Here is a 17,939-nt window from a genome sequence, read left to right as displayed (position 1 = left end):
GCGGCGGGGCGCCACGGACGGCGCCTCCGCCGGGAGCCCGCCGGAGCGCGAAGCCCGAGCCCTAGTTCGGTCGGCTAAGCGGCCGGTACCAGGGGGAAACCGGACTCCCGGCGTAAGGGGCCAAGCTCGGCAAATGTTTCCCTTGCTCCCCGCGGGGGGCTGTACTATAATGGGGGCGGCATTTCACAGGGAAGGAGAGCACTCATGCTCTTTGCCAGGGATGTGGGGATCGATCTGGGAACGGCCAACAGTCTGGTGTACGTTCGGGGTAAGGGAATCGTGCTCTATGAGCCCTCGGTGGTGGCCCTGCAGCGGGAAACCGGCGCCATCCTGGCGGTGGGAGAAGAGGCCAAGCGCATGATCGGCCGTACCCCGGGAACCATTGTGGCCATCCGGCCCATGAAGGACGGGGTCATAGCCGATTTCGATACCACGCACGTGATGCTGCGCTACTTCATCAACAAGGCCATGGGCGGAAGCCGGCTGGTCCGGCCCCGGGTGGTAATAGGGGTGCCCTCCGGCGTGACCGCGGTCGAGGAGCGGGCGGTGCGCGAGGCGGCCCTGCAGGCGGGGGCAAAGGAAGTATACCTGATCGAGGAGCCTATGGCCGCGGCCATCGGGGCGGGTCTGCCGGTGCACGAGCCCATGGGCAGCATGATCGTGGATATCGGCGGCGGCACCACCGAGGTGGCGGTGATCTCGCTGGGCGGGATCGTGACCAGCCGTTCCATCCGGGTGGGCGGCGACGAAATGGACGAGGCCATCGTCCAGTATATCAAGCGGGCTTACAATCTCATGGTGGGCGAGCGCACGGCCGAGGAGATAAAGATCGAGATCGGGGCCGCCTACTTCGGTGACGACGAGCAGGGTCGCGAGCGGCGCCGCCGGGTGTATGCGGTGCGGGGCCGGGACCTGGTCACCGGGCTCCCCAAGACCATTGAGGTGAGCGCCGAGGAGATCAGCGAGGCCCTGGCGGAGCCGGTTTCGGCAATTCTGGAGGCCATCAAGAGCTGCCTGGAGAAGACGCCGCCGGAGCTGGCCGCGGACATTATGGATCGGGGGATAGTGATGGCCGGCGGCGGCTCACTGCTCTGGGGACTGGACGCGCTGGTGGCCGAGGAGACCGGGATGCCGGTCAACCAGGCCGAGGAGCCCCTGGGGGCGGTGGCCCTGGGCACGGGCAAGGTTCTGGAGAACATCGAGGTGCTGAAGCGGGTGCTGCTGCCGGCCCGGCACCTGGGCTAAGAAGGTGAGCCGGCGGTGACCCGGGCGCGGGCGGCGCTGATACTGGTGCTGGTGGCCGCCGGACTTTTCCTGGCCCGAACCGCCGGGCTGGAGCGGCCGGTCCTGAGCGGGCCGGAGGTATGGCTCCGGGAACTGGTGGGCCTGGCCGGCCGGAGCTGGCTTTGGGTACGGGACGGTCTGGAGCCCCTGGGCGGGGCTCTTTTTCGTTATGAGGCTCTGGAGGCCGAGAACGAGGCCTTGAAGGAAGAGGTCGGGCGCCTGAGAGCGGAGAATACCCGCCTGGAGGAATACCGTCTGGAGAACCAGCGCCTGCGGCGGCTGCTGGCGCTCAAGGAGGAGTGGCCGGAATACGATCTCCTGGCCGCCCGGGTTATCGGCCGGCACCCGGACCGGTGGTTTCATACCGTAACCATCGACCGGGGCAGCCGGGACGGGGTGGCCAAGGACATGGCGGTGATGAACTATCAGGGCCTGGTAGGGAGGGTGCTGGCGGTTACTCCCACCACCGCCCAGGTGCTGCTCCTGGTCGACCGTGAGGCGGCGGCGGGAGCGTTGATTCAGGAAACACGGCTTCCGGGCGTGGTTCGGGGCACGGGTGACCCCCGCGGCCGGCTGGTGATGCTCCACCTCCCCTACGACGCCCGGGTAGAGCCCTACCAGGTGGTGGTAACCTCCGGGCTGGGAGGGGGGTTCCCCCCCGGGGTGCGCCTCGGCTACGTCCTGGAGGTCAGCACCGAGCCCAGCGGGCTGATGCAGCGCGCCGTGGTGCAGTCGTTCGTCGATTTTTCCCGCCTGGAAGAGGTCGTGGTGGTGCGCGGTTACGGAGGCCGGTAGGGTGCGGGTGGTGCGGGTTCTGGTGATCGGTCTGGCCGGCCTGATACTCCTGGGGGTGGGGGTGCCGGCAGACCTGCTTCTGGTGGGGGCGGTGCTGGAGGGTCTTTTCGGCGGCGCCCTGCCGGGAGGGGTGGTGGGAGCAGCCTGCGGTCTGGCCCAGGACCTTCTGGCCGGAACCTACCCCGGGCTTCACGCGGTGATCAAGGGTCTGGTGGGCATGGGCTCCGGGGCGGTGCGCCGGCACTTTTTCCAGGAGAACCCCCTGTTGCCGGCGCTGGCGGTTTTTGCGGCCACCCTGGCCGAAGGTGCGGGCTGCGGCCTGGCGCAGGCTCTGGTCACCTGGCAAAGGAGTCCCTGGCCCCCGGTGTTTCTGCTCCAGGAGGCTCTGATCAATACCCTGGCAGGCCTGTGCCTTTTCTGGTGGCTTTATCGGCCGAGGAGGCCTTGAGGATGGAAGAGAGGAAGCTGGACGAGAAGCTGACGGCCTTTTTCGTAGCGTTGGTGGTGGTTTTCTCCGTCCTGGTGCTGCGGCTGTTCGATCTTCAGATCCTGCAGGGCAGCGTTTTTCAGGCCCGGGCGGAAGCGAACGCCACCCGCCTGATACCCATTCCCGCCCGGCGGGGCGACATCCTGGACCGTAACGGTGAGGTGCTGGCCACCAGCCAGCCGGTGTTCGTGGTTTCCTTCAGCCCCTTCGGCCTTTCCGAGGAGGACGTGAACCAGGTGGCTTCGCGTCTGGCCTCGCTGCTGGGCAACCCGGAGATTACCCCGGAAACGATCAAGCAGATGATCGCCGAGCAGCCCCGGCGCTACGAGCCCGTGGAAATCGCGCGCCTGCCCTGGGGGGAACCGGCGGCCATGGATCTGGTGACCCGGCTGGAGGAAAACAGCGCCGATCTGCCCGGGGTCAGCATCAGCACCGAGCCGGTACGCTACTACCCCTACGGGCCGCTGGCCGGTCACGTCCTGGGCTACGTGGGCCGGATAACCCGGGAGGAACTGGAACAGTTCGCCGACCGCAAGTACGGTCTCAACGATCTGATAGGCAAGATCGGCCTGGAAAGACTGTACGAGTCTTACCCGGTGGAAGAGCAGGATTACGGCCTGCGGGGGCAGAAGGGCGTGCAGCGGGTGGCGGTGGACGCGCGCAACCGGCCGGTAGACGACCCCGAGCCCGTAATTGCCCCGGCCCCAGGCACCAACCTGGTCACCACCCTGGACCTGAAGCTGCAGCAGGTTCTGGAGCAGTCCCTGGACCGGTTCATCGCCGCCGCCAGGGAGAAGAACCCCAAGGCGGGCGGAGCGGCGGCGGTGGTACTGGACGTGCGCAGCGGGGCCATCCTGGCCATGGCCAGCCGGCCGGTCCTCAACCCCAACGATTTCGTGGACGGCCTCAGCGCCCAGGAGCGCGCCTACTACGAGGACCCGCGGCTCAGGCCCTTTCTGAACCGGGCGGTGCAGGGAACCTACCCCCCGGGTTCTACCTTCAAGATGATAACCGGCATGGCCGCGCTGGCCTCCGGTGCGGTCACCCCGGAGTTCAGCATCACCTGCGGCGGCCGCTACTGGCAGGCGCCCTACATCAAGTGCTGGGATACCCACGGGAAGGTGAACCTGTACCGCGCCTTTGCCGTATCCTGCAACACCTACTTCCAGCACGCGGGTTTCTTGGCCGGGGTGCAGGAGATCGTCCGGGTGGGGCGGGAGTTCGGCCTGGGAGAAAAGACCGGAGCGCGCGACGTTACCGCCGAGGCCGGAGGGCTGCTGCCCTCGCCGGAGTGGAAACGCGAGACGTGGGCGGCCGGCCTGGAGCGGGATTACGCGCAGAAGCGGAAGGACCTGGAGCGCAAGTATCAGGACCTCCTGGCTGGGGCCGGGCCGGAGGAGCAAAAGCGCCTGCTCCGCCAGAAGGAGCAGGATGAAAAGCTGCTGGAGGCCGAGTTCCGCATCAACTACAACTTCCACACCAAGTGGCAGCCGTTCGACACCTTCAACCTGGCCATCGGGCAGGGCGCCAGCGCCTTCACCATGCTGCAGATGGCCAACTACGTGGCCACCCTGGCCAACGGCGGTCAGCGCTGGCAGCCCTACCTGGTGCAGCGCCTGGTCACGGCCGACGGCCGGACGGTGGCCGAGTTCGGGCCGCAACTGGTCCACCGGGTGGAGCTGGAGCCGGAGGTGCTGGCCCACGTGCGGGAGGGCATGCGCCGGGTCGCCCAGCCCGGCGGGACGGCGGCCTCGCTGTTCGCCGATTTCCCGGCACATCTCCAGGTGGCAGGCAAGACCGGCACCGCCCAGACCGGGCTGGCTACGGACGATCCCAACAAGGACTTTCACGGCGTGTTCGTGGGCTTTGCCCCCTTCGACCGGCCGGAGATAGCGGTGGCGGTAATAGTAGAGTACGGCGAGTCCGGGGCGGGCTCGGCGGCCAAGGTGGCCCGGGAGGTCTTCCGGGCCTATTTCGGCCTGGACCGGGCAACCGGCCCGGCCGGCGAGCAGGCGCCCTCCCCGTGAGCCCGCCGGAGGGCGAAGCGCAAGGCTGCTCGGCCGGCGGAGCGACCGCTTCTTGCTAAGATTTGTCCCGGGTGGCAGGAATTGAGCCATGGGCGTAGAAGAGGAAAATAGCATTTCTTGGCTCAGGAGGTTCGGTCATGCCCAAGATGCCCCTCGAGCCGGCGGGGAAGAAGCTCGAGCCGTCCCGAACCAGGTCGGAACCGGGTTCGCTGATGTCCGAACGCACCCTGCTGGTGCAGCGCACGCTCCGTTCCGGACAGAGCATTAACTATCCGGGCCACGTGGTCGTCCTGGGTGACGTGAATCCGGGGGCGGAGGTCCGGGCCGGGGGACACGTAATGGTGCTGGGGAACCTGCGGGGAACGGTCCATGCCGGCGCCTGGGGGGATGAGCGGGCCGTGGTGGTGGCCTTTCGCCTTCAGCCCACGCAGCTCCGGATCGCGCACCTGATCAGCCGCAGTCCGGACGAAGGGCAGGAACCGCAGGAGCCGGAAATTGCCCGGATCAGCGATGGACTGGTGGTTATCGAACCCTATTTCGGGTTTGCGGAAGGTAAGGCCTGGTAAGAGGAGGACTGCCCTTGGGAACGGTGATCGTAATAACCTCGGGAAAAGGCGGGGTGGGCAAGACTACGGCCGTGGCCAATATCGGGACCGCCCTGGCCCAGCTCGGGCGCAAGGTGGTCCTGGTGGATACGGACATCGGGCTCCGTAACCTGGACGTGGTGATGGGGCTGGAAAACCGAATAGTCTACAACCTGGTAGACGTGGTAAAGGGCCGGTGCCGCCTGCCCCAGGCCCTGGTTAAGGACAAGCACCTGGAAGGCCTGTATCTGTTGCCGGCCGCCCAGACCGAAGACAAGTCTTCGGTCAGCGAGGAGCAGATGCTCGAGCTCTGCCGCAAACTGAAGCAAGATTACGATTTTGCCTTAATAGACTGCCCGGCAGGCATAGAACAGGGATTTGTCAACGCCGTAGTGGGGGCGGACCAGGCGGTGGTAATCACCACGCCGGAGGTTTCTGCCGTGCGAGACGCCGACCGGGTGATCGGGCTCTTGGAGAGCCGGGGCTTGAGGGAGCCTCACCTCATCGTCAATCGTCTGCGGCCGGACATGGTCCGGCGCGGCGACATGATGGACATAGACGACATCCTGGACATCCTGGCGGTGCGCCTCCTGGGCATTATTCCCGAAGACGAACACATCGTGGTGTCCACCAACCGCGGGGAGCCGGCGGTGTGGGACAAGAATTCCCGGGCGGGCACGGCCTTCCGCAACATATCCCGGCGCCTCTTGGGGGAGGACGTTCCGCTGATGCCGGTATTCGATCACGGCGGGTTCATGCAGAGGCTGAAGCGGCTGGTAGGCTTGAACTAAGTGGGGAAGGGAGCCGGTTAGGATGCTGGGTATGTGGCAGCGCATATGGGGGCGGGGAGGCGAGCCGAGCAAGAAGGTGGCCAAGGAGAGACTGCATTCCGTGCTGACCCGGGACCGGGCGGAGGCTTCCCCCTTCATGGAGGCCCTCAAGAGCGACCTGGTGCAGACGGTTTCCAAGTACATGGACGTGGACGCGCGGCGACTGGAGATCCAGCTTCGCAACTCGCCCGAGGCGGTGGCCCTGGTGGCCAACATACCGGTGGTGCGCATGAAAAGAGTTCCGGGCCGCTGACCCTGCCGCCGGGCCGGGCTTCTGGTATAATGCTTTTCAGGAGGGGAAGCCCGGCCGTGCTCAGCCGCAAGCAGCTTCGCAATCTGGATTGGCCTTTCGTGTTTTCCGCCCTGGCCATACTCTCCGGCAGCCTGGTGGTGCTGGGGAGTGCCTCCGCCAACGTGGGCGAGGACGCCCTGCTGTACTTCCGGCGCCAGTTGCTGTGGATAGTGATGGGGAGCGCCGCGGCGGTTCTGACCGTGCTCGTCGACTACCGCCGGCTGGAGAAAGCCGGCCCCTACCTCTACGCTCTAACCCTGGTTATGCTGGCGGCGGTATTGGCAGTGGGAAGCGGAGCCCGCGGTGCCCAGCGGTGGATAGGCACGGGTCCTTTCGTCTTCCAGCCTTCCGAATTCGCCAAGCTGCTGATGATAGTTTCCCTGGCCCACTTCCTCGGCCGTTACCAGGGCAGGCTGGCGCGTTTCCGGGATTTGCTGCCGGTATTCGGCTATGTGGCCCCACCGATGCTCCTGATCCTGCGCCAGCCGGATCTTGGCACCTCCCTGGTCCTGGTGGCCACCTGCCTGGGCATGCTTTTCATGGCCGGCGCCTCCCCCAGGTTGTTGCTCTATCTGGTGGGGGGCGGGATGGCGGCGGTAGCAGGGCTGTTGCTTGCCCACTTTTACCTGGGCCTGCCCCTCCCCCTGGAGGAGTATCAGATCATGCGCCTGGTGGTATTCCTTGATCCGTACAACGACGGGCAGGGCGGAAGAGGCGCGGGCTATCACATCATCCAGTCGCTGGTGGCCATAGGTGCGGGGGGGCTCTTCGGCCAGGGCTACCGCCGCGGCTCGCAGGTGCAGCTCAATTTCCTTCCCGAGCACCATACGGACTTCATTTTTTCGGTGGTGGGGGAGGAGTTCGGCTTTCTGGGCGCGGCCCTGCTGCTGGGGCTTTATTTCCTGTTGCTTTACCGCGCCCTTATCATCGCTGCCGAGACCGACAACCGGTTCGGCCGGCTGATTATTGCCGGGATTATTTCCATGTTCCTCTTTCATATCCTGGTCAACGTGGGCATGACCATAGGCATCATGCCCATCACCGGCATTCCCTTGCCGCTTTTCAGCTACGGCGGCAGTTCTATGATTACCAACCTGCTAGCGCTGGGCCTGATCGTTAACATCAACCTGCGGCAGCGGCGCCTGCTTTTCTAGGTCGCAGGCAGGAAAGGGCGCCCCGGCGTCGAAGCGTATTATCCGGCGAAAACCGAACCGGGCGGGTGCCGGGCCCGGCACCCGGAGAATAGGGAAGCAGGTGCGAATCCTGCGCGGTCCCGCCACTGTGAACCGGAGCCCCCTCGTGCAGACCCACTCGGCCGGGGCACTTCAGCGGCTACCGGCCGGGGAAGGGGAGGAGGGCGAGGAAGGAAGCCAGGAGACCTGCCCGCCCGGAGGCGAACCTGCGACGGCACTAGTTTCCCCCGGCAGTCCGGGTTTTCCCGAGCACCTAAAGCTTCTCCGGCCGGCGAAGCGACCGGTACGGAGGGGGAACCCGGACTGCCGGGGGTGAATACGGGGCACGCAGGGGCAGACCGGGACGATGGCAAAGTCCCCAGTCTGACGAGAGTCACGACTGGGGACTTTTATTTTCTCACCTTAATCCGTTCGGGAGGGTTTTGTCATGCTGGAGCTACCTGCTATTCCGAAACTCGACGAGAAGGCCCGCCTGGCCGCGCAGGCCCGGCTGGACGAACTTACCAAGCCCCCGGGCAGCCTGGGCCGGCTGGAGGACCTGGCCGCGCACCTGGCCGCCATAACCGGCAGTCCCCTGCCGGACGTGCCCGGGAAGGCGGCGATCCTCATGGCCGCGGATCACGGTGTGGCGGAGGAAGGGGTGAGCGCCTTCCCCCAGGAGGTTACGGCCCAGATGGTGGCCAACTTCGCCCGCGGAGGGGCGGCCATGAGCGTGCTCAGCCGCCACGTGGGCGCGGAGCTGGTAGTGGTGGACGTGGGCGTGGCCCGGGACCTGCCGCCGATCCCGGGGGTGCTCAGCCGTAAGGTGGCCTACGGGACCCGGAACTTCACCCGGGGCCCGGCCATGACCCGGGAGGAGGCGGAGCGGGCGGTGGCGGTGGGCCTGGAGGTGGTGAAGGAAGTGGTGGGCCGGGGAGCGCGGCTGATCGCCCTGGGCGAGATGGGCATAGCCAACACCACCGCCAGCACGGCCATCGCCGCGGTGTACGGCCGCCGGCCGGTGGCAGAGCTGGCCGGCCGCGGTACCGGGGTGGACGACGGGCGTCTGAAGCAAAAGATCGCCTGTCTCGAGCGGGCCTTAGAGGTCAACCGGCCGGATCCGGCCGACGCCTGGGACGTGCTGTGCAAGGTGGGAGGGCTGGAGATTGCCGGACTGGCCGGAGCGGCCATCGGTGCGGCCGCCTCCCGCTGCGCGGTGCTGCTGGACGGGCTCATTTCCACCGCCGCGGCCCTGATCGCCGTGGGCCTGGCGCCGGGGGCGAGAGACTACCTGATAGCCTCCCACCTTTCCGCCGAGCCCGGTCACGCGGTAATGCTGGGGCTTTTGGGGCTTAAGCCCGTGCTCTTCATGGACATGCGCCTGGGCGAGGGCACCGGTGCCGCCCTGGTCATGCCCGTAGTGGAGGCGGCGGTAAAGATCCTGCGGGAGATGGCTACCTTCGGCGAGGCCGGGGTTTCCAATCGAGAGGAATAACCTTCTTCCGCCGGCATATGATGTACCGGGACAGGCCCGGGGGCCGGGACTGGGCGCCAGGTGTGCTCTCCGGCTTCCGGGCAGGGTCGGTTCCCCGCCGTACTTCGCCCCGCCGACCGGGCTGGGGCTCGGGCCTTTCCTCCGGCGGGCACGCGGCGGAGGCGCCGTCGTTGGGCCCCGCGGCTTCGGCCGTCCGGAGGCCTGGCGCCCGCCTCCGGGCTCGGCCTCGCCAAGCCCGGTGCCCGGCGCGGCGTGAATGTGCTGGGGGAACCGACCCTGCCCGCCGGGATCGCGACGGGGTCCAAGTTGAGGAGGGTTACACGTGGCGGAAGAGGAGCTCAAGCCGGAAGCCGTGCGGCAGGAGGTACGGGACTACATCTCTTTGAGCCGTCCCCGGGTCTACCCGGGCCCGCCGCCCCGGCGCTATCGGACCTGGCGCCTGTGGGCTGCGGCCCTGCTCTTCGCCGTGGTCTACTTTGCCCTCCAGGGCCGGCTGCCGCTGCCGGAGGACTGGCGGCAGAGGGCCTCCTATTACCTCACTTCTCCGGCGGCCGACTGGACGCCGCGCCTGGCCCAGTACCTGGGGCTGGACAGCTTCGACCGGTACGGCTACCTGCTGGGGGGCGGTTCAGACCGGGGCGGCGGCGCGGAGTCCGAGGCGGGGCAGGCACCCGCCCTGGCCCCGGCCCAGGCGGAGCCGGGGACAGGGTCGGCCGAGTCCGGCGCCGCCGTTGAGGCAAGCGTGCCCCCGCTGAGCCTGCCGGTAGAGGGAGAGGTGCTGCGGGGCTTCGGCTGGACCGGCTCGGCGGTGGACGGCCAGAAGGTGTTCCACCCCGGGGTGGACCTGGCGGTAAGACCCGGGGACCCGGTGCGGGCCGCCCTGGCCGGGAAGGTGAAAAGCGTGGACGTGCTTCCGGTAGGGGTTTCCACCGCCTATACGGTGCGGATCGCCCACGAGGGGGCACTGGAAACGGTCTACGAGCGGCTGGGCCAGGTCCGGGTGGCGGCCGGCCAGGAAGTAGCCGCCGGGGAGGAGATAGGCAGCGCGGTAGGGCGCTGGCTGCACTTCGGCCTGGAGCGGCAGGGCGAACCTCTAGAACCGCGGCTCGAGCCGACGGCCTGACCCGGCCCGCAGGCGGAATTCTGCGCCCGACCCGGCACCGGGTCGGGCGCAACTATCGAGGTATGCTCAGCAGAGGGGAGCCCGCCGCAAGCCCTGCGCGCAAGGCCGTTCGGTCGGCTAGGCGACCGGCCGTCCCTTCTTCTCCCGGAGATAGGCGTCGATGGCCCGGGCCGCCTTCTTGCCCGCTCCCATGGCCAGGATTACCGTGGCCGCACCGGTGACGATGTCGCCGCCGGCGAACACACCCGGCTTGGAAGTGGCACCGGTTTCTTCGTCGGCCACGATGGTGCCGTGGCCGGAATTCACCGCCAGGCCCGGGGTGGTCTGGGGCACCAGGGGGTGCGGTCCCTGGCCGATGGCCATGACCACCGTGTCCACCTCCAGAGTGAATTCGGATCCCGGAACCGGAACCGGCCGGCGTCTTCCCGAGGCGTCCGGCTCGCCCAGTTCGTAACGCAGGCAGGTCATGGCGGTAACCCAGCCCTGATCGTTACCGTGTATGGCCACGGGGCTGGTCAGGAAGTGGAACTTCACTCCCTCTTCCTGGGCGTGCTCCACCTCTTCCCTGCGGGCGGGCATCTCCGCCGCCGAGCGCCGGTAGACGATGCTCGATTCTTCCGCCCCCAGCCGCAGGGCGGTGCGGGCGGCGTCCATGGCCACGTTCCCCGCCCCGATCACCGCCACCCGGCGGCCGATCTTGATGGGAGTGAGGTACTCGGGGAAGAGGTAGGCCTTCATGAGGTTGGTGCGGGTGAGGAACTCGTTGGCCGAATACACGCCCAGGAGGTTCTCCCCGGGGATGCCCATGAAGTGCGGAAGCCCCGCCCCCGTGCCCACGAAGACGGCGTCAAAGCCGTATTCGCCGAGCAGCTCGTCCACGGTGAAGAGCTTGCCCACCACGCAGTTGGTGCGGATTTCCACCCCCATCTGCCGGATGACGTTGATCTCGGCCTGCACCACCCTCTTGGGCAGACGGAACTCCGGGATGCCGTACATGAGCACCCCGCCCGGAACGTGCAGGGCCTCAAACACGGTGACCGCGTGGCCCATCCGGGCCAGATCGGCTGCCGCGGTGAGCCCCGCCGGACCCGATCCCACCACCGCCACCCTGAAGCCGGTAGGCTCGGCCACCGGGGGAGGGGTAACGCCGCGCGCCAGCTGCCAGTCGGCCACGAAGCGCTCCAGGCGGCCGATGGCCACCGGGTCGCCCTTCTTGCCCACGTTGCAGTACTTCTCGCACTGATTCTCCTGGGGGCACACGCGGCCGCAGATCGCCGGCAGGTTGTTCTTTTCCTTGATCTTGTTGATCGCGCCGGCAAAGTCCCCCTGGCGTATGAGGCTGATGAATTCGGGAATGTCTACCTCTACCGGACAGCCAAGCTTGCAGCTGGCCTTCTTGCAGAGGTTGCACCGGGCGGCCTCGGCCAGGGCCTGTTCTTCGGTGTAGCCCAGCGCCACCTCGTTGAAGTTCTTGATGCGCTCCCCGGGGTCCTGGGAGGGCATGGGGGTCTTCTCGCGAATCAGCGGCACGCGCAGCCACCTCCGTTCCGGTGAAAGGCCAGGGCCTGCTGCTCCTCTTCCCGGTACATGGCCAGCCGGCGCATGGCCAGATCCCAGTCGACTTCGTGCCCGTCGAATTCCGGGCCGTCCACGCAGGCGAACCTGGCCCGTCCTCCGACCACCACCCGGCAGGCGCCGCACATTCCCGTCCCGTCCACCATGATGGGGTTCAGGCTGACGATGGTTCTCACCCCGTAGGGGCGGGTGACCTCGGCCACGTTCCGCATCATGATCATGGGACCTACCGCCCAGAGCCGCGCCACGGGCCTGCCCTCGTCCAGGACCTGCTTCACCAGGTCGGTGACGAAGCCCTTGTGCCCGTAGCTGCCGTCGTCGGTGGCCACCAGCAGCCGGTCGCTCGCGCCCCGCATTTCTTCCTCCAGAATCAGCAGGTCCTTGCTGCGGGCGCCGACGATGGCCGTAACCTCGTTCCCGGCCTCTTTCAGGGCTCGGGCAATGGGATAAACGGGGGCGATCCCCACGCCCCCGCCGACGCACACCACATGGCCGTAGTTCTCCACCTCCGAAGGCAGGCCCAGGGGCCCGACGAAATCCGGGAGGGCGTCCCCGGGCTCGAAGGCGGCCAATTGCCCGGTGGTGTACCCCACCTCCTGAAATATGATGGTTACCGTGCCCCGCTGCCGGTCAAAGTCGGCTATGGTCAGGGGTATGCGCTCCCCGTTCTCGGAAAGACGCAGGATCACGAACTGCCCGGCCCGGGCCTTTCTCGCCACTTCGGGAGCCTCGATCTCCATGAGGGTTATGGAGGGGGCGAGGGGTTTCTTGCTCAGAATCGGATACACCGGATACGGTCCCTCCTCGACAATACGTTCAGCCTGCCGGAGCCGCAGGAAAAGGCCGGCAATCGCCGGTCTCGATACCTCCTTTGCCCGGGCCCGACCGGGTAGCCCTTACCGAATTATAATAGTTCAGCCTGAAGGGCACAACCCGCAAGATGATGACGGCCCCGCCCTCCTGCTCGGCCGGGCCCCATTCTTTTGGCCGAGCCGGGGAAACGTTTGACGCCGGACGGCCCGCCATCGTAGAATGAGGCGTAGAACAGTAGTGGGCCGGGAGGTAGACTTATGGACCGGTATTCCGAGCGGCGGTGGGATGCGGCAGGTTACGAGGCCATCGACGCCGCGGTTCTGGAAGCCATACCTTTCGAATACCCGGGAAGCGGCACGGTGGTGGAGTACGTCTTTCCCGAGTTTACTTCCGTCTGTCCCTGGTCGGGACTGCCCGATTTCGGCACCATCACCATTACCTACATACCCGGTGACAAGCTGGTAGAGCTCAAATCCTTAAAGTACTATCTTAACTCGTTCCGCAGCGTGGGGATCCTTCAGGAACACGTGGTCAACCGCATCAAGGACGACCTGGTAAAACTCTTGTGCCCGGAAAGCCTCACCGTAACCGGCGATTTCCGGCCCCGGGGAGGCATCAGCACCCGGGTTTCGGCCTCCTACCCCGGCGGTGCGCGGTCTGGCTTGCCGGCGCATAGCCTTTAATCCTAAGCTTCGGCGCTGCTATACTAATAACGTGGACAAGGAACGGATCTGGGAAGATATATTGCCCCGGGTACAGAAGCCGGGCCGCTACCTGGGCACCGAGTTCAACGCCGTGCGCAAGGGCTGGGACCGGGTGGCGGTGCGGATGGCCTTCGTTTTTCCCGATCTTTACGAGATCGGGATGTCGCACCTGGGCCTGACCATACTCTACGGCCTGGTCAACGAGCACGAAGACTGCCTGCTGGAACGGGCATTTGCCCCGGCGCCGGACATGGAGGCGGAAATGCGGCGGCGGGGTCTTCCTCTTTTCAGCCTGGAATCCTACCGTCCCCTGACCGACTTCGATATTGTAGGTTTCACCCTCCAGTACGAGCTGACCTACAGCAACGTCCTGAACCTCCTGGACCTGGCCGGCCTGCCTCTTCTGGCCTCCGAGCGGGGCGAGGAGCATCCCCTGGTGGTGGGCGGGGGTCCCTGCGCCGTGAATCCCGAGCCCCTGGCGCCCTTCTTCGACGCTCTGGTGCTGGGCGAGGGAGAGGAGGTGCTGCCGGAGATCCTGGCCCTGCTGAAAGAGGTCAGGCGGGCCGATCGGGCCGGGGAGGACGGATCGCCCAGGTGGAAAGTCCCGCGCCGGGAGCTGCTGAAGCGCCTTGCCGGTCTGGAAGGGGTGTACGTGCCCTCTTTCTACCGCGTGCGCTACCTGGCCGACGGCCGGGTGGCGGCGGTGGAGCCGCTGGAGGAGGGGGTGCCGGAGAGAGTCCGGCGCCGGGTGGTGGCCGACCTGGACCGCGCCTACTTTCCGCGCCGGCCCATCGTTCCCTTCCTGGAGGTGGTGCACGACCGGGCCATGCTGGAGATCATGCGCGGCTGCACCCGCGGCTGCCGCTTCTGCCAGGCCGGGATTATGTACCGGCCGGTGCGGGAGCGCTCTCTGGGCACCCTGCGCCGGCAGGCCGAAGAGCTGCTGCGTGCCACCGGCCACCAGGAAGTGGGCCTGGTTTCCCTGAGTTCCGCCGACTACACCGCCGTAGAGGCCCTGGCGCGGGGCCTGGTAGAGGCCTACGGCCGCCGGGGGATCGGCATCTCCCTGCCCTCCCTGCGCGCGGACGCCTTCAGCGTGGGCCTGGCGGAGGAAATCGAGCGGGTGCGCAAGACCGGCCTCACCTTCGCCCCCGAGGCGGGAACCGACCGGCTGCGGGCGGTGATCAACAAGCAGGTCACGGAGGAAGACCTGCTTGCCGCCTGCCGCGCCGCCTTTGCCGCCGGCTGGCGCCGGGTGAAGCTCTACTTCATGATCGGTTTGCCCACGGAGACGCAGGAAGACCTGGACGGGCTGGCAGAGTTGACCTACCGGGTGCTGCGGCTGGGCGAGGCGGAGAGGCCGGGCGCGGGCCGGCCGGAGGTGTCGGTGAGCGTTGCCTCCTTCGTGCCCAAGCCCCACACTCCCTTTCAGTGGGAGCCCCAGGACACCCAGGAGGCGCTGCGCGAAAAGCAGGCCTACCTGGGGCGGCGCCTGCGCCACCGGCGGATCAGGTACAGCTGGCACGATCCGGAGCAGAGCCTGCTGGAGGCGGTTCTGGCCCGCGGGGACCGGCGCCTGGCGGCGGCGGTAACGGCCGCGTGGCGGGCCGGGGCCAGGTTCGACGGCTGGGAGGAGCACTTTTCCTGGAGCCGATGGGAAGAGGCCATCCGGGGAGCCGGACTCGATCCCTCCTTCTACGCCCACCGCCGGCGCGACCGCGACGAGGTAATGCCCTGGGACCACCTGGACCTGGGCGTGACCCGCGAGTTCCTGCTCCGGGAGGCGGAGAAGGCAAGGCAGGCGCTGCCCACCCCGGACTGCCGGTGGCGGGAGTGCCCCGGCTGCGGGGTCTGCCCGCGCCTGGGGGTGCGGCCCCGCCTGGCCGACGGGCGTCCCGTGACCGACGCGGCCTTCGGGAAAGCACCTTAGGGAAGGGAGGCCGGGAAATGCTGTACCTCATCAACTACGCCCAGCGGGGCCCGGCGCGCTTCGTGTCGCACCTGGAGGTTTTGCGGGCGCTGGAGCGGGCCCTGCGGCGGGCGGAGCTGCCGCTGAAGCTCTCGCAGGGGTTCAATCCCCGGCCGTATCTTTCTTTTGCGCTGCCCCTGCCGGTGGGCATGTCCGGCCGGTCGGAACTGGCAGTGGTGGAGCTTTCCGATCCCCTGGCGCCGGGCGAGATCGCCGCGCGTGTGGCCGGGGAACTGCCGGAGGGGCTGGTGCTGAAGCAGGTGCGGCCGTGGCCCAAGGACGCGAACCTTCCCGGCCTGGTGGATGCCGCCGCCTACCGGGTACGGCCCGGGTGGAAGCCCGAGCCTTCGTTTTCCGAGGCGAACGCGGCAGCGGCGGACCTGCGCTCTCGCCCGCACCTTTTCGTAGAGGTAAGAGGGGAGAAAAGGGACATCCGGCCGGGACTGCTGGAGCTCAGGGTGCGGCAGGGCAGGGAGGCGCCCTACCTGCTGCTTTTTCTTTCCGCCGGCAGCCGGCGCTACGTGCGGCCGGAATGGGTGCTCTCCGCCCTGTCCGAACTGGGGGGCTGGCAGGAAGACCGGCCGGCCCGGGTGGAGCGGCTGGGGCTTTTTGCCTGCCGGGGGCGGCGGCCCGTCCCCTTGGGGGCGCTCGCCCCTACCCTTTCCCTGCGCCCCCGCTACTGATCAGGGGGCGTTCCTGCAAAAGGACAAGCCGGAGTCGCGTTGAAGTATATTTTATCCTTAATTCTGATTTCGGAGGGAAAGGGTATGGTCAAGGTAGTGGCGGAAGTGCTGGAGGTCCGGGGATGCGGGAAATGTTCGGCCGGGCACCGGCCGGGCGAGCGCCTGGAGTTTACCGTGGACCGTACCCCCGCGATGTGCCCCTGGGCCCTGGGAGCCCTGCTGGCTCCGGTAGCGGTGCTGCTGCACGGCGGCAGTTTCCCCTGGGCGGCGGAGGGCCAGCCCACGGAGTGGTGCTGCCCGGATCCCACGGATACGGTGGTATTCCGGCTAAGCCGGGTGGAAGATTAGCGCTTGAGCCAGGCCCGGTTTATGCAGGATGAGAACCAGACTGCCGGCGGCATGGCAAGGAGAGGGATGCGGGGTGCTGGCATGGCTCACTTCTACTTGGGTACCAGCGGATACAACTATTCTCACTGGCGGGGGCGATTCTACCCCCAGGACCTGCCTTCCCGGGACCGGCTGGCCTACTACGCCGGAGAGTTCGACTCCGTTGAGCTCAACGTGACCTTCTACCGCCTGCCGCTGGCCAGGACCTTCGCCGCCTGGCGAGGCTCTACCCCGCCCGGGTTCGTCTTCGCCGTCAAGGGCAGCCGCACCGTTACCCATCTGAAGCGTTTGTCCGGGGCAGAGGAGGCCGCGGAGAAGTTCTTCGAGCGGGCCTCGGAGCTGGGCGACAAGCTGGCGGCGGTGCTCTGGCAGCTGCCGCCGGGCCTAAAGGGTGAGGTGGCCCGGCTGGAGCCTTTTCTGGCCCTTCTCCGGAACCACCCGGTGGCGGGCCGCGTCCGCCAGGCCTTCGAATTCCGGCACCCGAGCTGGTTTAACCCCGAGGTCTACCGTCTCCTGCGCGGCTACGGAGCCGGGCTGTGCGTGGCCGACGGGCCGCGCTGGCCCCTGGTCAAGGAGGTCACGGCCGACTTCGTCTACGTCCGCTTCCACGGCAGCCGGAAACTCTACGCTTCCTGCTATACGGAGGAGGAACTGTCGGCGTGGGCGCAGGACATTGCCGGCTGGCTGGCCCGCGGCCTGGACGTCTTCGCCTACTTCAATAACGATGCCGAAGGCTACGCCCTGGCCAACGCCCGCCGGCTGCGGGACCTGGTGGCAGAAAAGGTGGCGAAAACGTAGTCTAGGAGTAGTTCGGGCGAACGGATTCGCCCCAAGCCGGGAGGTAGGTAACGTGTCCGCCACCGAGGAGAAGAGCTATGCGGGCGGGCCTTCGGAGCCGCCGGCAGGTCCCCCGGCCGTCCCCATCGGCGGCCACCGGCTGCCGCCCCTTCCTTACCCGTACGACGCCCTGGAGCCGGTGATCAGTGCCGCCCTCCTGCGGCTGCACCACGACGTGCATCACCGGTCTTACGTAGAGGGTCTCAACCGGGCAGAACTGATGCTGGCCGAAGCGCGCCGGCGGGGCGATTTCTCCCTGGTCAAGCACTGGGAGCGAGAGCTGGCCTTTCACGGGTCCGGGCACATCCTTCACAGCCTCTACTGGGCGGTCATGAAACCGCCGGGCCCGGAAGCCCCGGGACCGCTGCTGCGGGAGTGCCTGGCGGCCGCTTTCGGCCGTCCGTCCGCCTTCCGGGAACAGTTCGGCCGGGCCGCCCAGGAGGTGGAAGGGTCGGGGTGGGCGCTTCTGGTGTGGCAGCCTTCCTTTGGACGCCTGGAAGTCCTGACCGCGGAGAAGCACCAGGACCTGACGCAGTGGGGCGTCATCCCCCTGCTGGCACTTGACGTGTGGGAGCACGCTTACTATCTGGATTACCGGAACCGGCGGCGGGATTACATCGAGGCCTGGTGGAAGCTGGTAAACTGGGAGGAGGCAGAGCGGCGGCTGAGGCTGGCCCTGCGGGCCCGGGTGCCCCTGGAGGTTTAGGCGGCCGGAGACCCGGCGGGCGACGGATCGCCGCCTCTTCCTGCGCGGCATGCCGCCTGGGGGCCGGGCCCGACTCGGGGCTCGGCGCTGACGTATCCCCACTTTCGAGTTAACTTGAGTCGACTGGCGGTACCGGGTGCTCGCCTGAGTACATTGGCAACTCGCCGGGAACCGAA

General features: G+C 67.4%; 18 protein-coding genes and 1 riboswitch. Of the genes, 16 read left to right on the top strand and 2 right to left on the bottom strand.

Annotation, left to right across the window (positions count from 1 at the left end; all coding sequences use genetic code 11):
* Positions 1-204: 204 nt before the first annotated feature.
* The 10 genes from NUV99_11415 to NUV99_11370 all read left to right on the top strand — a co-directional run bounded on the left by NUV99_11415 (position 205) and on the right by NUV99_11370 (position 10,089).
* Complete coding sequence (locus NUV99_11415) at positions 205-1,245, top strand: rod shape-determining protein (GenBank protein MCR4420700.1); 1,041 nt, start codon at positions 205-207, stop codon at positions 1,243-1,245.
* Positions 1,246-1,260: 15 nt separating this feature from the next.
* Positions 1,261-2,079 carry a rod shape-determining protein MreC gene (gene mreC / locus NUV99_11410; GenBank protein MCR4420699.1) on the top strand — a complete coding sequence of 273 codons (819 nt, stop codon included), beginning with the start codon at positions 1,261-1,263 and terminating at the stop codon, positions 2,077-2,079.
* A 1-nt stretch (position 2,080) separates the two neighbouring features.
* A complete protein-coding gene (gene mreD / locus NUV99_11405; protein ID MCR4420698.1) occupies positions 2,081-2,527 on the top strand; it encodes a rod shape-determining protein MreD in 447 nt (148 codons plus the stop codon).
* A 2-nt stretch (positions 2,528-2,529) separates the two neighbouring features.
* Positions 2,530-4,593 (top strand): penicillin-binding protein 2, encoded by a 2,064-nt coding sequence (gene mrdA / locus NUV99_11400; GenBank protein MCR4420697.1) that lies wholly within the window; start codon positions 2,530-2,532, stop codon positions 4,591-4,593.
* A 212-nt stretch (positions 4,594-4,805) separates the two neighbouring features.
* On the top strand, positions 4,806-5,159 hold the full coding sequence (minC, locus tag NUV99_11395; GenBank protein ID MCR4420696.1) for a septum site-determining protein MinC: 354 nt from the start codon (positions 4,806-4,808) through the stop codon (positions 5,157-5,159).
* A gap of 14 nt (positions 5,160-5,173) precedes the next feature.
* Entirely contained in the window at positions 5,174-5,968 is a 795-nt protein-coding gene (gene minD / locus NUV99_11390; GenBank protein ID MCR4420695.1) for a septum site-determining protein MinD, read from the top strand.
* A gap of 22 nt (positions 5,969-5,990) precedes the next feature.
* Positions 5,991-6,260: a cell division topological specificity factor MinE gene (gene minE, locus NUV99_11385; protein MCR4420694.1), complete on the top strand. Its 270-nt coding sequence runs from the start codon at positions 5,991-5,993 to the stop codon at positions 6,258-6,260.
* A 56-nt stretch (positions 6,261-6,316) separates the two neighbouring features.
* Complete coding sequence (gene rodA / locus NUV99_11380) at positions 6,317-7,453, top strand: rod shape-determining protein RodA (protein MCR4420693.1); 1,137 nt, start codon at positions 6,317-6,319, stop codon at positions 7,451-7,453.
* A 46-nt stretch (positions 7,454-7,499) separates the two neighbouring features.
* A riboswitch (cobalamin riboswitch) is annotated at positions 7,500-7,701 on the top strand.
* A gap of 218 nt (positions 7,702-7,919) precedes the next feature.
* Positions 7,920-8,966, top strand: coding sequence for a nicotinate-nucleotide--dimethylbenzimidazole phosphoribosyltransferase (cobT, locus tag NUV99_11375; protein ID MCR4420692.1), 1,047 nt, complete (start codon positions 7,920-7,922; stop codon positions 8,964-8,966).
* A gap of 322 nt (positions 8,967-9,288) precedes the next feature.
* Positions 9,289-10,089 (top strand): M23 family metallopeptidase, encoded by an 801-nt coding sequence (locus tag NUV99_11370; GenBank protein ID MCR4420691.1) that lies wholly within the window; start codon positions 9,289-9,291, stop codon positions 10,087-10,089.
* A gap of 117 nt (positions 10,090-10,206) precedes the next feature.
* Here the strand turns inward: NUV99_11370 and gltA are convergent, their stop codons facing one another.
* Positions 10,207-11,592 carry an NADPH-dependent glutamate synthase gene (gltA, locus tag NUV99_11365; GenBank protein ID MCR4420690.1) on the bottom strand — a complete coding sequence of 462 codons (1,386 nt, stop codon included), beginning with the start codon at positions 11,590-11,592 and terminating at the stop codon, positions 10,207-10,209.
* Positions 11,593-11,609: 17 nt separating this feature from the next.
* Positions 11,610-12,452 carry a sulfide/dihydroorotate dehydrogenase-like FAD/NAD-binding protein gene (locus NUV99_11360; GenBank protein ID MCR4420689.1) on the bottom strand — a complete coding sequence of 281 codons (843 nt, stop codon included), beginning with the start codon at positions 12,450-12,452 and terminating at the stop codon, positions 11,610-11,612.
* 282 nt (positions 12,453-12,734) lie between these two features.
* Here NUV99_11360 and queF point away from each other — a divergent pair, with 282 nt between their 5' ends.
* From queF to NUV99_11330, 6 genes are all read left to right on the top strand, one after another.
* Complete coding sequence (gene queF / locus NUV99_11355) at positions 12,735-13,160, top strand: preQ(1) synthase (GenBank protein ID MCR4420688.1); 426 nt, start codon at positions 12,735-12,737, stop codon at positions 13,158-13,160.
* 61 nt (positions 13,161-13,221) lie between these two features.
* A complete protein-coding gene (locus NUV99_11350; protein MCR4420687.1) occupies positions 13,222-15,111 on the top strand; it encodes a TIGR03960 family B12-binding radical SAM protein in 1,890 nt (629 codons plus the stop codon).
* A gap of 17 nt (positions 15,112-15,128) precedes the next feature.
* A complete protein-coding gene (locus NUV99_11345; GenBank protein MCR4420686.1) occupies positions 15,129-15,833 on the top strand; it encodes a TIGR03936 family radical SAM-associated protein in 705 nt (234 codons plus the stop codon).
* Positions 15,834-15,917: 84 nt separating this feature from the next.
* Positions 15,918-16,181 carry a TIGR04076 family protein gene (locus tag NUV99_11340; protein MCR4420685.1) on the top strand — a complete coding sequence of 88 codons (264 nt, stop codon included), beginning with the start codon at positions 15,918-15,920 and terminating at the stop codon, positions 16,179-16,181.
* Between the two features lie 81 nt (positions 16,182-16,262).
* Positions 16,263-17,018, top strand: a complete 756-nt coding sequence (locus NUV99_11335; protein ID MCR4420684.1) for a DUF72 domain-containing protein — start codon at positions 16,263-16,265, stop codon at positions 17,016-17,018.
* A gap of 124 nt (positions 17,019-17,142) precedes the next feature.
* Complete coding sequence (locus NUV99_11330) at positions 17,143-17,763, top strand: superoxide dismutase (GenBank protein ID MCR4420683.1); 621 nt, start codon at positions 17,143-17,145, stop codon at positions 17,761-17,763.
* Positions 17,764-17,939: the final 176 nt, after the last annotated feature.

Source organism: Clostridia bacterium (assembly GCA_024653205.1).
In the GTDB taxonomy this organism is placed as follows: Bacteria; Bacillota; DSM-521; order Neomoorellales; family SLTJ01; genus JANLFO01.
This window is presented reverse-complemented; position numbering and strand designations above follow the sequence as displayed.